Origin of the sequence: Patulibacter defluvii (genome assembly GCF_034096925.1) — a bacterium.
GTDB classification, from domain to species: Bacteria; Actinomycetota; Thermoleophilia; order Solirubrobacterales; family Solirubrobacteraceae; genus Patulibacter; species Patulibacter defluvii.
This window is the reverse complement of the sequence record NZ_JAWZSQ010000029.1, coordinates 22,173-35,875: the sequence shown is the minus strand read 5'-3', so window position 1 is coordinate 35,875 and position 13,703 is coordinate 22,173. Positions and strand designations below refer to the sequence as shown.

The 13,703-nt window shown below is 75.3% G+C and carries 15 protein-coding genes; 4 read left to right on the top strand and 11 right to left on the bottom strand.

From position 1 onward, the window contains the following. Window positions 1-73: 73 nt before the first annotated feature. The 3 genes from SH587_RS21790 to moeB form a co-directional block, all read right to left on the bottom strand. Window positions 74-1,558 (bottom strand): ABC1 kinase family protein, encoded by a 1,485-nt coding sequence (locus SH587_RS21790; RefSeq protein WP_320672767.1) that lies wholly within the window; start codon window positions 1,556-1,558, stop codon window positions 74-76. Window positions 1,559-1,596: 38 nt separating this feature from the next. Next, window positions 1,597-1,884, bottom strand: coding sequence for a MoaD/ThiS family protein (locus SH587_RS21785; RefSeq protein WP_320672766.1), 288 nt, complete (start codon window positions 1,882-1,884; stop codon window positions 1,597-1,599). A 170-nt stretch (window positions 1,885-2,054) separates the two neighbouring features. Continuing rightward, window positions 2,055-3,257, bottom strand: a complete 1,203-nt coding sequence (moeB, locus tag SH587_RS21780) for a molybdopterin-synthase adenylyltransferase MoeB (RefSeq protein ID WP_320672765.1) — start codon at window positions 3,255-3,257, stop codon at window positions 2,055-2,057. A 154-nt stretch (window positions 3,258-3,411) separates the two neighbouring features. Between moeB and SH587_RS21775 the strand changes: the two genes are divergently transcribed. After that, window positions 3,412-4,050 (top strand): SCO family protein, encoded by a 639-nt coding sequence (locus SH587_RS21775; protein ID WP_320672764.1) that lies wholly within the window; start codon window positions 3,412-3,414, stop codon window positions 4,048-4,050. A 3-nt stretch (window positions 4,051-4,053) separates the two neighbouring features. On the opposite strand, the gene SH587_RS21770 is transcribed toward SH587_RS21775, so the two are convergent. The 3 genes from SH587_RS21770 to SH587_RS21760 form a co-directional block, all read right to left on the bottom strand. Beyond that, window positions 4,054-4,293, bottom strand: a complete 240-nt coding sequence (locus tag SH587_RS21770) for a hypothetical protein (RefSeq protein WP_320672763.1) — start codon at window positions 4,291-4,293, stop codon at window positions 4,054-4,056. A 195-nt stretch (window positions 4,294-4,488) separates the two neighbouring features. After that, entirely contained in the window at window positions 4,489-4,674 is a 186-nt protein-coding gene (locus tag SH587_RS21765) for a hypothetical protein (RefSeq protein WP_320672762.1), read from the bottom strand. Then, window positions 4,671-6,113: a fenitrothion hydrolase gene (locus SH587_RS21760; RefSeq protein ID WP_320672761.1), complete on the bottom strand. Its 1,443-nt coding sequence runs from the start codon at window positions 6,111-6,113 to the stop codon at window positions 4,671-4,673. The genes SH587_RS21765 and SH587_RS21760 overlap by 4 nt, the downstream gene beginning before the upstream one ends. Window positions 6,114-6,199: 86 nt before the next feature. Here SH587_RS21760 and SH587_RS21755 point away from each other — a divergent pair, with 86 nt between their 5' ends. Further along, a complete protein-coding gene (locus SH587_RS21755) occupies window positions 6,200-6,997 on the top strand; it encodes a redoxin domain-containing protein (protein ID WP_320672760.1) in 798 nt (265 codons plus the stop codon). Here SH587_RS21755 and SH587_RS21750 read toward each other — a convergent pair. Then, window positions 6,961-8,178, bottom strand: a complete 1,218-nt coding sequence (locus SH587_RS21750) for a metallophosphoesterase family protein (RefSeq protein ID WP_320672759.1) — start codon at window positions 8,176-8,178, stop codon at window positions 6,961-6,963. The genes SH587_RS21755 and SH587_RS21750 overlap by 37 nt on opposite strands. 11 nt (window positions 8,179-8,189) lie before the next feature. Then, complete coding sequence (locus SH587_RS21745) at window positions 8,190-9,182, bottom strand: 4-hydroxy-3-methylbut-2-enyl diphosphate reductase (RefSeq protein ID WP_375341799.1); 993 nt, start codon at window positions 9,180-9,182, stop codon at window positions 8,190-8,192. 103 nt (window positions 9,183-9,285) lie between these two features. On the opposite strand from SH587_RS21745, the gene SH587_RS21740 reads away from it, so the two are divergent. Beyond that, a complete protein-coding gene (locus SH587_RS21740) occupies window positions 9,286-10,134 on the top strand; it encodes a PASTA domain-containing protein (protein WP_320672757.1) in 849 nt (282 codons plus the stop codon). A gap of 5 nt (window positions 10,135-10,139) precedes the next feature. Here SH587_RS21740 and SH587_RS21735 read toward each other — a convergent pair whose 3' ends face one another. Both SH587_RS21735 and SH587_RS21730 read right to left on the bottom strand, forming a co-directional pair. Next, a complete protein-coding gene (locus tag SH587_RS21735) occupies window positions 10,140-11,129 on the bottom strand; it encodes a M28 family metallopeptidase (protein ID WP_320672756.1) in 990 nt (329 codons plus the stop codon). A 57-nt stretch (window positions 11,130-11,186) separates the two neighbouring features. Further along, window positions 11,187-11,624 carry an Rv1443c family protein gene (locus SH587_RS21730; protein ID WP_320672755.1) on the bottom strand — a complete coding sequence of 146 codons (438 nt, stop codon included), beginning with the start codon at window positions 11,622-11,624 and terminating at the stop codon, window positions 11,187-11,189. Between the two features lie 47 nt (window positions 11,625-11,671). Here SH587_RS21730 and SH587_RS21725 point away from each other — a divergent pair, with 47 nt between their 5' ends. Then, a complete protein-coding gene (locus SH587_RS21725; RefSeq protein WP_320672754.1) occupies window positions 11,672-12,289 on the top strand; it encodes a TetR/AcrR family transcriptional regulator in 618 nt (205 codons plus the stop codon). Window positions 12,290-12,292: 3 nt separating this feature from the next. Here SH587_RS21725 and SH587_RS21720 read toward each other — a convergent pair whose 3' ends face one another. Continuing rightward, window positions 12,293-13,594: an acyl-CoA dehydrogenase family protein gene (locus SH587_RS21720; protein ID WP_320672753.1), complete on the bottom strand. Its 1,302-nt coding sequence runs from the start codon at window positions 13,592-13,594 to the stop codon at window positions 12,293-12,295. Between the last annotated feature and the right edge of the window lie 109 nt (window positions 13,595-13,703).

Sequence of the window (13,703 nt, the reverse complement as noted above, 5' to 3'; positions counted from 1 at the left end):
GCGTGGGTGACGGACCGTACCGATTCGGCCGCGAACCTGTGCCAATTTCGCGCGGACGGCCGCGCCGCCCGCCTCACCCGGCCGACGACGGGGCCGCGCTGCCGCGGCGACCGGCCAGGTGGGCGGCCTCCTGCTCCCCCAGCGGCGTCGCCGGCGGCGCGCCGTGCAGGTACTCGGCGGCGATCGCGCCCCAGTCGGCGCCGGCGCGGAGCTGGCCGAGCACGATCGCGACGACGGCGTGCATCCGCCGCACCAGCACGGCGTGCGGGGGAACGGTGAAGCGGCGCATCTGGTCGCGGACGGCCTGGCGCTCCTCCCCCGTGCCGCCGCGGCGGGCGGCGCGCGCGTCCTCGGGACCGAAGCGGCGCGCGCCCGGCTCGGCGTACCAGCGGGTGGCGGCGCGCAGCATCGCCAGCAGCAGCTCAGGGTCGTCCTGCTCGGCGCCGGCGCGGCGCAGGTAGCCGGTGGCGATCAGGGCCTCGTGGAGGCCGGCGGCGTCGCGACCGCCGACGGCGCGGGCGATCGCCCGCTCGCCGTCGAGGTCGGCCGCCTCGACCGACCGCAGGAGGCCGAAGTCGAGGAAGCAGACGCGGCCGTCGGGACGCAGCAGGTAGTTGCCGGGATGGGGGTCGCCGAGCGCGATCCGGTCGCGGTAGAGGAGGCCGAAGAAGAACCGCAGGACGATCTCGCCGTAGCGGTCGCGGGTAGCCTCGTCGGCGCGGCGGACCTGCTCGAAGCGGGCGCCCTCGACGTACTCGGAGACGAGCACCCGGCGGCTGGAGAGGTCGCTGTGGACGTGCGGGACGTGAAGGAACGGATGCCCGCCCACCCCGCCCGCCCCGCGGACCAGCCGCTCGATCCGCCGCTGGTTCTGGGCCTCGAGCTCGTAGTCCAGCTCCTCGCCGATCCGCTCGCGCAGCTCGCCGAGGAGGGCGCCGACGTCGAGGCCGGGCGCCAGCCGCCGCAGCAGCGGGGTCAGCATGGTGGCGTTGCGGAGGTCGGTCTCGACCGCCTCGGCGACGCCGGGATACTGGACCTTCACGACGACGTCGTCGCCGTCGCGGGTGCGGGCGCGGTGGACTTGGCCGATCGAGGCGGCGGCGAACGCCTCGCGGTCGAACTCGGCGAACGAGCGCGAGAGCGGGCCGCCGAGCTCGTCGGCGATCATCCGCTCCAGCTTCGGGAACGGGACCGGCGGGACGTCGTCGCGGAGGGCGGCGAGCTTGCGCTGCAGCTCGTCCTGCTGGTCCTCGGGCAGGCCGTCCAGCTCGACCATCGAGAGGATCTGGCCGACCTTCATCGCGGCGCCGCGCATCTGGCCGAGCTGGCGGACCAGCTCGTCGGCGAGCGCCATCGTGCGCTCGCCGCTGGCCTGGGCGGCGCGCTCGGGCGAGCGGACGCGGTTGGCGGCGCGGGTGCCGGCCCAACGCAGGCCCTGGCCGGCGACGAGCCCACCGAAGCGCGCGGTGCGGGCGATCCGCCCGGTCGGCAGCTCGCCGGCCTCGCGCGCGGCGGGCGGGTCCTCGGACGGCGTCCCGTCGCTGGGGGTCGAGGCCATCGACCCAGGCTAGCGGGGCGCCGTCGGTGGTCCGCTGGCTAGCGGATCACGCCCGCGCCGCCGGCCATGGCCGGCAGGATGACCAGCGTGTCGGCCTCGCCGACGCCGGTGTCGAGGCCCTCGAGCACCCGCACGTCCTCGTCGTTGAGGTAGACGTTGACGAACCGGTTGAGGTCGCCGTCGGCACCGAACAGCTGCGCCTGCAGCTCGCCGTGAGCGCCGACGAGGCTGTCGAGCACCTCGCGAACCGTGCTGCCGTCAGCAGTGACGGTGCGCTCGCCGCCGACGGCGGGGCGCAGGACCGGGGGAATGCGGATCGTGGCCATGGAGTCGTGAATCGTAGTGGGAGGAATGGTGTCGCCGAGCCTCAGCCTGCCGCGGAGCCGCTGGGATGAGGCGAAGGGATCGTGGCCGCTCGCAAGGACGCAGGACCCGCCGGAGGCCGCCAGGCCTTCAAGAGGTCCGAGGACGCAGCGAGCGGCCGCGAGACCGAGCCTCAACCAGCGGCAGCGCAGAAGGCTTCGTAATCCGGGAAGACCCCCATCTCCTCGTCGGAGATCGTGGAGGGGTCCCGCGAGCAGACGGGGCACTCGGGGTCGCGGCGGACCTTGACCTCGCGCATCTCGGCGGCGAGCGCGTCGTACATCAGCAGCCGACCGCGGAGCGAGTCGCCCTGGCCGATGATCAGCTTGATGACCTCGGTCGCCTGCAGCAGCCCGGCGGTGCCCGGCAGCACGCCGAGGACGCCGTTGGCGCCGCACGACGGGGCCAGCTCGGCCGGCGGCGGGGTCGGGAAGAGGCAGCGGTAGCAGGGCCCGGGATCATGGTCCCCGCCCGCCCTCGTGTCGAAGACCGAGAGCTGGGCCTCGAAGCCGAGGATCGCGGCGCTGACGACCGGCTTGCCGAGGCGGACGGCGGCGTCGTTGATCAGGTAGCGGGTCGGGAAGTTGTCGGTCCCGTCGACGATCACGTCGTAGTCGCGGAAGAGCTCCAGGACGGTGCCGGCCTCGAGCCGCTGCTGGTGCTGGACGACCTTGACCTCGGGGTTGAGGTCGTTGATCCGCTGGGCGGCCGACTCGACCTTGGGGACGCCGATCGTCGACGTGCCGTGGACGACCTGGCGCTGGAGGTTGGAGAGGTCGACGACGTCGTCGTCGACGATCCCGATCGTGCCGACGCCGGCCGCGGCCAGGTAGAGGGCGTTCGGCGAGCCGAGCGCGCCGGCGCCGATCAGCAGCACCTTGGCGTCGATCAGCTTGATCTGGCCGTCGAGTCCGACCTCGTCGATCAGGATGTGGCGGCTGTAGCGCTCGCGCTGCTCGGGGGTCAGCGTGCGCGGCACGTCGACCTCGTAGCCGCGGTCCTTCCAGAGCGTGTAGCCGCCGGTCATCGACTCGACGCGGTCGTAGCCGAGGTCCTCCTTCAGCGTCCGGGCGGCGAGCGCCGAGCGGTTGCCGGAGGCGCAGTAGAGGACCACGCGCTTGGCGCGATCGCCGACCGCGCCGTCGATCCGCGACTCGAGGAAGCCGCGCGGGACGTGGACCGCGCCGGGCAGCTTGCCGGCGGCGACCTCGTCGCTCTCGCGGACGTCGATGATCGCGACGTCCGGGTCCCAGAGGACCTCGTGCACCTGGGTCGGATCGACCTCGTCGATCTGGCCCTTGACCTGGCGGACGAACTCCGCGCCGGAGGGGGTCATGCGATCTCCTGAACGTCCATCGGAAAAACCACTTTACAAAGTGTAGCGCCCTGCCGTCGCGGCCTCCGCCGGCCGACCGGACCCACACGCGGAGGGTACGCCGAGACCGCGCGGAGCGCAGCCGCGAGCGTCGATCTCTACCCTCGATCGGGTCGTGAATCCGCGTGTCCTGCTCTCGCTGATGGTGACCCTGGTCGTGACGCTCGCCGTCGCGGCGGTGCTGGCGCTGGCCCGTCCCGACGCCGACGAGGGGATCGCCGCCGGGATCGTCAGCGCGACCACGCCCTACGCCGGCGCGACCACCCCGCCGGCCCCGGCGCCGCCCTTCCGGCTACCCGACCAGCGCGGGCGCGAGACGACGATCGCCCAGTTCCGCGGCCAGCCGCTGCTGGTCACCTTCCTCTACAGCCACTGCGAGGACACCTGCCCGATCCTGGCCCGCCAGATCGCCGGCGCCCTCGACCAGGTTGGCCGGCCGATGCCGGTGGTGATCGTCAGCGTCGATCCGGGCGGCGACACCGCCGCGTCCGCGCAGCGGTTCCTGAACCGGATGCGGCTGGGCGACCGGGCCCGGTTCCTGCTCGGCTCGCGGACGACGCTGGCCCCGATCTGGAAGGCCTACGGCGTGCAGCCGCAGGGCAGCGGCTTCGACCACTCGGCGAAGGTCTTCCTGCTCGACGAGCGGGGCCGCCAGCGGGTCTCGTTCCCGGTCGACCAGCTGACCGACGATGCGCTGGCGCACGACATGCGCGTGCTGCAGGCGCAGCGCGACCGCGCCGCCGCGGCGCGCTGAGCGTCAGACGGCGAGGGCGGCGACCGCCGCGTCCTCGCGGTCGCGGGCGGCGACGTAGACCGCCCACGACTCGGGCGTGGCGACGGCGGTCCAGTGCAGCCAGGCGTCGAGCGCGTCGTCGCGCGCCGACTCCCACGCCGCGCGCAGGACGTCGTCCTCGTCGTGCCGGCGGACGACGATCTCGCGCGTGTCCGGCACCGAGTCGAGCAACTCGTGGAGCTGGTGGCTGTCGCAGGTGGGCATCTTCGGGGAACCTCCGGACCGAGGAGATCGCGGTCGTTCGTTACCCGGGAGAACCCCGGACCCCGGCTTCAGTTGCGCATCGTGTGAGCAACCACACCGGACGTCCGCGAACCGCCTCGTCGCGGCGAGCCTAGCGCCCCCGTCGGCGGCGACGGAGAAGGCTGGACGCGCGGACGATCGAGGGCGGTCGAGCGACTAGCGCGACGGCTCGCCGGCGGGGCCGTCGAGCGGGTCCTCGAGGCCGTCGTCGAAGCCCTCGAGATCGTCCTCGTCGGGCATCCGCTTGCCGGCCACCCAGAGGCCCACGGCCACGATCAGGACCGGGGCCAGGTACAGCACGATGTGGTACCAGTGGCCGACGTGGGCGAGCGGCAGCGTCACGACAGCAACCATAGACCGAGCGACGTGAAGGCGACCATCACGGCCAGCATCCAGTACTGCGAGCGGGCCGCCGCGCGCGGGCCGCGGAAGGTCCGCAGGGCCAGGTCGTGGGCGGCGACGAGGCCGGCGACGTGGCCGGCGACGAGCGCCGCCACCTGGACGTACCAGGTGCCGTTGACCCCGAGCGCGCCGTAGTCGATCTCCCAGCCGGCGGTCCCGAACCAGTTGCTGCCGTCGCCGAGCGGATCGGAGAGCAGGAACCCGAGCGCCTGCCCCTGGACCACCAGCAGCGAGCAGTAGTGGGCGACCGCGTAGCCGATCGCGATCGGGGCCAGGGTCGGGGCGAAGCGCAGCAGCAGCGTCCGCGAGTCGAGCCGCTTGGGATCGACCGAGCGGATGCCGGCGATCCCGAGCCGGACGAAGCCGGTCACCAGCAGCACGCAGAGCAGCAGTCCGACGGTCGCCGCGGCGACGGCCGCGTCGGAGGCGGCCAGGCCGAGGCTGCCGAAGCGGTCCTCCAGCCACGGGCCGAGGGCGCCGTCCTGCGACCACAGCTCGCCGCCGGAGAGACCGTCGAAGGTGGTGGTGCCGATCAGCGTCAGGACGACCGCGGTCAGGCCCGGAGCCGGCTCGATCTCGACCAGGCCGGTGCCGGGCCAGCGCAGCCGCAGGCCGCCGTCGCGCCAGCGCAGCGGCGACAGCGCGCCGGCCAGCCGGAAGTACTGGGCGAAGCCGTCGGCGCGGTCGAGGAAGCGGATCCCGTAGAGGCTGGTGCCGATCAGCATCGCCGCGCCGTAGAGCAGCGCCAGCACGCCGAGCAGCGTCGGGTCGTCCTTGTCGCTGGCCGCCAGCTCCAGCCAGGCGAAGGCCAGCAGCACGGCGGCGGCCGGCCAGCGGCCGATCCGCTCGGGGTAGGCCAGCGGCTGCGGCAGCCCGTCGGGGCCGGCGACGCGGCGGCCGATCCAGCCGGCCAGCTCGGCGATCGTGCGCCAAGGGCTGATCGCCCGCCAGAGGTCGCCGACGAGCAGCGAGAGCACCGGCACGCCGACCCAGAAGGCGACGTAGACCGCGGTCGGGGCCAGGTTCGCCTGCGGGTTGTCGGTCCCGGCCAGGCCAGCCCAGACGGTCAGGCCGTAGAACGCCAGGCCGAGCGCGCCGAGCAGCACCCGTCCCCCGACCCGCAGCGCCGCCGGCACGGCGACGGTCCGGCCGCGGGCCAGCTCGGCCAGCTTCGGCCGCGGCCAGAGCACGGTCAGGCCGACGAACGAGACCACCAGCACGATCGCCGCGCCCCACGCGAACAGCCACTCGGGGATCGGCAGCTGGCGGCCGCCGGCGAGCCCGTGGGCGGACGCGGAGGCGGGCGCCGCCAGGCAGGCGCCCGCGACGGCCAGCGCCGCCGCCGCCTGCCGCGGCCGGAACGATCGGCGGCGAAGCATCGGCGCGGATGGTAGGCGACCCCCTGCCCCGGGGGCTGCGCGCCGGGCCGGGCGCGGGCGGCGGGCGCTGCTACGGTGGCCGCCCGATGCGCGTCACCCCGGAGAAGATCCCCGCCCCCGCGTTCCCGCGCCCCGCGCAGTGGATCAACGTCGGGATGCTGCGGCTGGACCAGCAGCGCGGGCGACCGGTGCTGATCGAGTTCTGGGACTTCTGCCGTCCGGCCTCGGTCCGCGACCTGGCCCACCTGCGGGCCTGGCACGACCGCTACGCGGAGGACGGCCTGCGCGTGGTCGGCGTCCACACCCCCGCCTTCCCCTGCTCGACCGGCTACGCGGCGGTCGAGGCGGCCTGCAAGCGGCTCGACGTCCGCTTCCCGGTCCTGGTCGACGACGACGGTCGCTACATGCGCGAGGTCGAGGCTCCGGGCTGGCCGGCCCGCTACCTGTTCGACGGCCGCAGCTGGCTGGTCGACTACCACCACGGCGAGGGCGGCTTCCGCGACACCGAGACGGCGATCCTGGAGCTGCTCGGCCGCGACGACGAGCCGCTGGCCCCGCTGCGCCCGGTCGACGACGACGACGCGGTGCTGGTGGTGCCGACGGCCGAGCAGGCCGGGCCCTACGCCGGTCCGTACACCGCCGGCGAGGTCTGGGCGATCGTCGAGCCGCCGGCCGACGGCCCCGCGGTGCTGATCGTCGACGGCGAGCGCCGGACCTTCGACGAGCCCGGCGCCTACCTGCTGATCGACCACGGGACGTCGACCGACGGCGAGCTCGACCTGGTCGCCGAGGAGGGGACGACCGTCCACGGCGTCAGCTTCGCCCCGGGCACGCCGCCCGCCGGCGCTCAGTCGTCCAACGGCAGCGGGCCGACCGGGGACTGATCGGCCGGGGCCACCAGGCCCCCGCCCCCGCCCGGGTCGACGGCCGGCGCCGGCCGCGACTGACCGGCCCACGGGTCGGCCAGGTCGTCGAGCAGCCGCAGCAGCCGCACGCCGCCGTCGGGCTCGACCCGGACCGCGCGGCCGGGCCAGTACGGCGAGTCGGGCCCGCTGCCGCTGACGAGGTCGTTGGCGTGGACCCAGCAGCCGGCGTTCCACAGCTGCCCGCCGTGCTCCAGCCGCCACTCCCAGGCCGCGTCGCCGGGCAGCGGGCCGGCGCGGTGCAGGTGGCCGGCGATCACGTGGTCGGCGCGGATCGCGAGCGCGTCCAGCATCCGCGCCATCCCGCGGAGGCCGGCGATCCGCAGCGTCTCGGGGGTGATCCGGTGCTCGAGGTCGCCGAGGCCCGCGCGGCGCAGGGTCCGGACCGCGGCCGGGACCCCGATCCGGGTCGCCCGCCCGCGCCAGCCGCGCCCCTCGCGCAGGTGCTCCCAGACCCCGGCCGAGGTCCGCTGCGAGGCGCTGACCGCGCGGCCGCGGGCGTACTCGGCCATCCCGTCCATCCAGCCGTAGCCGGGGGTCAGCAGCCGCTCGAAGTCCTCCGGCGCGCGCAGCTCGTCGAGCGTCGTGCGCTGGGCGCGGGCGACGACGCCGGCGATCAGCCGCTCGATCGTCGGCATCCGCCAGAGCGCGTCCTGGTAGTGGCCGTGGGTGACGTAGACCCCGCCGCCGCCGTCGGCCCCCGGCGGCAGCAGCCAGGCGCCGGGATAGGCGATCCGCAGCCGTGGTCCGCCGAGGGCACCGGCGATGGCGGAGGCGATCGGCGAGACCTCGTCGGGCGCGGCCAGGTCGGCGGTCCCGAGCGCGATCCGCTGCTGCCGCCGGCGCTCGATCCACGGCCGCACCAGCCGGTGGTCGTGGTTGCCGGCCAGCAGCACCACCTCGCCCTCGGGCCCCAGCCGCCGGCCGATCGCGCCCAGCAGCTCGCGGGCGCGGTCGAGGATCGTCGCCGCCGGCCCGTGGCGCAGCTCCAGCAGGTCGCCGGCGATCACCAGCCGGCCGACGCCGTCGAGCGCGGCCAGCAGCCGTTCGCGGGCGGCACCGGGCGCCCGCAGCACGTCGATCCCGGACGCGGTGCCCAGGTGCAGGTCGGAGACGACCAGCGTCGGCCGCGGTTCGAGCACCGCGGCGGGCGCTAGGCGCCGACGGTCTCGCGCGAGCGCTGCTGCTCGACGCGGATCGCCTTCGGGAGCATGAACCGCACGTCCTCGCGGATCACCTCCAGCTCGCGCACGTCGCTGGTGCCGCGCGAGCGGAAGAGCGCGACCAGCTCCTCGACCAGCTCGTCGGGGGCGCTGGCGCCGGAGGTGATGCCGACGGTCCGCCGACCCTCCAGCCACTCCTCCTGGACCTCGCGGGCGTTGTCGATCAGGTGGCTGTCGGTGCCCAGCTCGCGGGTGACGTCGACCAGCCGCAGCGAGTTGGAGGAGTTGCGCGACCCGATCACCAGCACCAGGTCGCACTGCGCGGCCAGCTGCTTGACCGCCATCTGGCGGTTGGTGGTGGCGTAGCAGATGTCGTCCTTGCGGGGCCCGGTGATGTGCGGGAACCGCTCGCGCAGCCGGTCGATGATCTCGCGCGTCTCGTCGACCGAGAGCGTGGTCTGCGAGATGTAGGCCAGCTTCTCGGTCTGGGGGTCGATCTCCAGCCGGTCGACGTCCTCGACCGTCTCGACCAGGGTGATGTGGTCGGGGGCCTCGCCCATCGTGCCCTCGACCTCCTCGTGGCCGGCGTGGCCGATGAGGATCATCCGGTAGCCGTCCTCGGCGAACTTGACCGCCTCGCGGTGGACCTTCGTCACCAGCGGACAGGTGGCGTCGATCGTCCGCAGGCCGCGCTTCTCGGCGTCGGCGTGGACGGCGGGGCTGACGCCGTGGGCGCTGAAGATCGTGATCGCGCCCTCGGGGATCTCCTCGGTCAGCTCGTCGACGAAGATCGCGCCGCGGGCCCGCAGCGTCTCGACCACGTGCTTGTTGTGGACGATCTCCTTGCGCACGTAGACCGGCGGGCCGTACAGCTCGAGCGCCCGCTCGACGGTCTGGACCGCGCGATCGACGCCCGCGCAGTAGCCGCGGGGCTTCGCGAGCAGGACGGTGTCCGGGGTCGAGAGGGTGGTCACGTCCCCCATGGTACGGACTCCGGGCCGCCGGCTCCACGTCAAATCCGATTGTGGCGGTCGGAGTTCGCCGGCGTGACGGACGGCCGGCCCGCGCGTAGGGTCGGGGACGCCGATGCTCCGCTCCGCGCTCCTCGTCCTCGCCGCCGCCGCTCCCGGGCCCGACAGCCCCGCCACCCAGCCGCTGAAGGTCCCGTCGGTGACCGGGCTGACCGTCGCCGCGGCCGAGCGGCGGCTGCGGCAGGCCGGCCTCGGGATCGAGCGCGGGACGCTGCTGACGGCGACCGAGCGCGATCCCGCGCTGCGGCGCCGCGGCCGCGGCGCCCGGCGGGTGACGCTGCAGGCGCCGGTGGCCGGGACCGGCGCCGCGCGCGGCGAGCCGGTCGCGCTGGCCACCGTCCGCGGGCTCGGACCAGGCGCGACGTTGGAGCGGGCCTCGTGGGGCGCGATGGGGTTCGCCCGCGGCCGGCTGACGTTGGGCGCGCTGACCGCCCCCGGCCCCTCCGGCGCCAGCTGCGCGCGGGCCGACCACGCCGCGCTCAGCGGCCGCGGCCGGCGGCGGACGATCGCGCTCTGGGTGATCAACGCCCCGAGGGTCCGCTGCCTGCGCCCGACCGACGCGACGCTGGTGCCCGGCCGCGGCTGGAGCCGGCGGACGGTCGCCTGGTCGGGGCCGCTCGACCGGCCGCGGCCGGCGCTGCCGCGCCAGCGCAGCGCCCCGGTCGAGGGCGGCGTCGTCCAGCCCGACCGTCGCCACGTGGTCGTCCGCTACTGGCACGGGGCCTGCGACGCGCTGGCCTCGACCAGCGCCCGGATCGAGGGCCGGCGGATCGCCGTCGACGTCCGCCTGGGCGAGACGGTGCCGCCCGAGACCGCCTGCATCGCGCTGGCCGTCCGCGGCGACGCCTTGGTGACGCTGCCACGGCGGGCACCGGCGGGCGCGACGGTCGCCGCCACCCGCTGAGCCGCTCAGCGCCGCCGCTCGCCGTCGAGCCAGGCGACCAGCGTCTCGCCGACGGCGTCGATCGCCCGCGCCGACAGCCGCTCCAGCCGGTCGCCGGTGCCCTGCTTGTAGCGGTAGTCCCAGTCGATCAGGTCGACCGCGGGGACGCCGGCCTCGAGGAACGGCAGGTGGTCGTCGATGATCGCCGAGCCGTCCTCGGGCGGGAAGGCCCGGCCGACCCCGACCCGCGCCGCCGCGGCCCGGATCCGTCCCCAGAGGGCGCGGTCGGACTGCTGCTCGCGCGGGAGCCGCAGCCCGCGGCCGCCGACGTAGTCCGCCACCGCGACCGCCCCCAGCTCGCGGGCGTGGGCGGCGGCGTAGGCCTTCGACCCGCGCAGGCCGTCGCGGGCGAAGTGGGCGTCGTCGCCGCCCGCCGGCAGCTCCTCGCCGTCGAGCAGCACGAACCGGACCTCGCGCGCGGTGATCGGACGGGGCAGCTTCCGCAGCGCCCGCGCCGCCTCCAGCACGACCGCGGTGCCGGCCGCCGAGTCGTTGGCCCCGACGAAGCCGCGCGGCTCGATCTGGGTGTCGTAGTGGGCGGCGAGCACGATCGCCGGGCCGCGGCCGGGCAGCTGGCCGACCAAGTTGTAGAGGCCGGGGTGGCCGGCGACCGGCTCGCGCCGACCCTCCGGCAGCCGCGCCAGCAGCCGCCGCCGCAGCCCCTCCAGCCGCCGCGAGCCCGACGGCCGCTGGCCGACCGCCAGCTGCATCCGGACCAGCTCCAGCGCCCGGTCGGCGTCGAAGCGGCGGGTCCGGGCCAGCGGCACCGCCGGGTCGGGCCGGCGAGCGCGGGCCATCTCCGCCGCCAGCGTCCGGGCCGACGGCGGCGGGGCCGGCCGGTCGTCGCCGCCGGCGGTCGCAACCACCACCACGGCGGCCGTCAGGACGACCGCCAGCACGGCGGCCAGCAGCCACGGCCAGCGGCGGCCGGCGGCGGGGGGATCGGCGGCGGGCACGGATCGACGGTAGCGCCCCGGGGCGCCGGCGGGTCAGGAGCAACGGCGGGTCCTGCCTCAGGCGAGGACCCGCGCCAGCGCCCGCCAGCGGCGGTGGCGGTAGCGGAAGATCAGCCGCGCGAAGAGCCGCGTCGGTGCGCCGCGGAGGCCGTCCTCCAGCTCGATCTCGTCCGTGTAGCGGCAGCGGTCGGCGCCCAGCGGCTCGAACCGCAAGTGGTGGTTCCAGCGCCGCACCGGGCCGCCGTGCTCGACCGTCCGCAGCTCACCCGGGCCGATGTGGACCAACCGCAGGTGGTGGCGCCAGCTGGGCACCACCCCCAGCCACCAGAGCCGCGCCGAGCCCTCGGCGCCCGCCTCCAGCCGCGCGGGCAGGTCGAGCCGCGGGACCCGCAGGAACGGCGCCACCACATAGCGGAAGAGGTCGGGCTTCTGGGCGAGCGCGAAGGCCGTCTCGGCGGAGATCGGCAGCTCGCTCGTGCGTCGTACGATGGCCATGCCCAAATGCTGAGCAACTGCTCGCGTTTCCGCCACTCGCATTGCCGATGCCCCGCACCACGCCCCGCAAGCGCCCGTCCCAGGAGCGATCGCGCCTGACCGTCGAGGCGATCCTCGACGCCGCGGCTCAGGTCTTCGAGGCCCACGGCTACGCCGCCGGCACCACCAACCGGATCGCCGAGCGGGCCGGCGTCTCGATCGGCTCGCTCTACCAGTACTTCCCGAACAAGGACGCGGTGCTGGTGGCGCTGACCGAGCGCCACGTGGCCGAGGGCGCCGCGCTGGTCGCCCCGCTGCTGGCGCGACTGGGGCCGGCGACCCCGCTCGAGCCGGCGCTGCGCGAGCTGGTCGGGGCGATGGTCGCCGCCCACCGCACGCGGCCGGCGCTGCACCGGGTGCTGGTCGAGGAGTGCCCGCGGCCGCCGGAGCTGCGGGAGCGGCTGGAGGCGGCCTTCGAGGGCGCCGCGCGGACGGTCGCGGCATACCTGGACGCGAGCCCCGAGGTCGACGTGCCCGATCCGCTGGTCGCCGCGCGGCTGGTGGTCCAGGTGGTCGAGTCGGTCACCCACGGCCTGGTGATCCACCCGGCCGCGGGCGATGACGTCGACCGCTACGTCGAGGAGACCGTGCGGATGCTGCGGTCCTACCTCGGCGCGGCGGCCTGAGCGTCAGACGTTCTCGGTGCTGGCGGCCAGCAGCGTCGCGAACCGCTCGCGGGCGGCGGCCCGGCGGGTCGGCATGTGCTCGCTCGGGACGCCGTCGGCCGGCGCCTCGTAGCGACGCAGGATCCGCCGCGCCAGGGTCTCGCGGTGGACCTCGTCGGGACCGTCGTAGATCCGCGCGGCGCGGGCGAAGCGGTACAGCTGCTCCAGCGGCAGGTCGGTCGAGAAGCCGAGCGCGCCGTGGGCCTGGATCGACCGATCGACCACGTCGTGCAGGACCTTGGCCCCGAAGAACTTGATCATCGCGATCTCCTCGCGGGCCGCGGCGGCGCCCTCCTGGTCGATCTTCCAGGCGGCCTGGAGGGTCATCAGGCGGGCGGCCTGGCGCTCGGCCGCGGAGTCGGCGATCCAGCTGCGGACGGTCTGCTTGTCGGCCAGCAGCCCGCCGTGGGCGCGGCGCGAGAGGGCCCGCTCGCAGAGCATGTCGAAGGCCCGCTGCGAGACGCCCAGCCAGCGCATGCAGTGGTGGATCCGGCCCGGGCCGAGGCGGGTCTGGGCGAGCAGGAAGCCGGAGCCCTCGGGCCCGAGCAGCGCGTCGGCCGGCACCCGCACGCCCTCGTAGCGGATCTCGGCGTGGCCGCCGAGGCGGCCGAACTCCTCGGCCGGGTGCTCCATCGTCGGCACGTCGCGGAGGATGTTCACCCCCGGCGCGTCGGCGGGCACGAGGAACATCGAGGCCCGCTGGTGGGGCCGGGCCTCGGGGTCGGTGACGGCCATCACGATCAGCAGGTCGGCGACCGAGCCGTTCGAGGTGAACCACTTGAGGCCGTCGATCACCCACTCGTCGCCGTCGCGGACCGCGCGGGTCTCCAGCAGCGTCGGGTCGGAGCCGGCGGTGTGCGGCTCGGTCATCGAGAACGCCGACTTGATCTCGCCCGCCAGCAGCGGCTCCAGCCAGCGCTGCTTCTGCTCGCTGCTGCCGGCCAGCGCCAGCAGCTCGCTGTTGCCCGAGTCCGGGGCCTGGCAGCCGAAGGCGTTGGGGGCGATGAACGAGGTCCCGAGGATCTCGTGCAGCAGGCCCAGCTGGACCTGGCCGTAGCCCTGGCCGCCGTGCTCGGGCGGCAGGTGGCCGGCCCACAGCCCCTGCTCCTTGACCTGCTCCTGGAGCGGCCGCAGGGCGGCGTCGATCCCGGCCTGGTCGAGCTCGGTGAAGACGCTCTCCAGCGGCCAGATCTGCTCGCGGACGAAAGTCCGCGCCCAGTCGAGCTTCGCCGCGTACTCGGGGTCGGTGCTGAAGTCCCAGGCCATCGTCAGCCTCCGTCGGGTGGTGGAGATCGCGATGGTCCGGCGACCGTCGCGAGCGGGTGGTACCGCACGGTACCAGTCAACGCGCGATCGGGCGAGGGGCGGGGTGGGC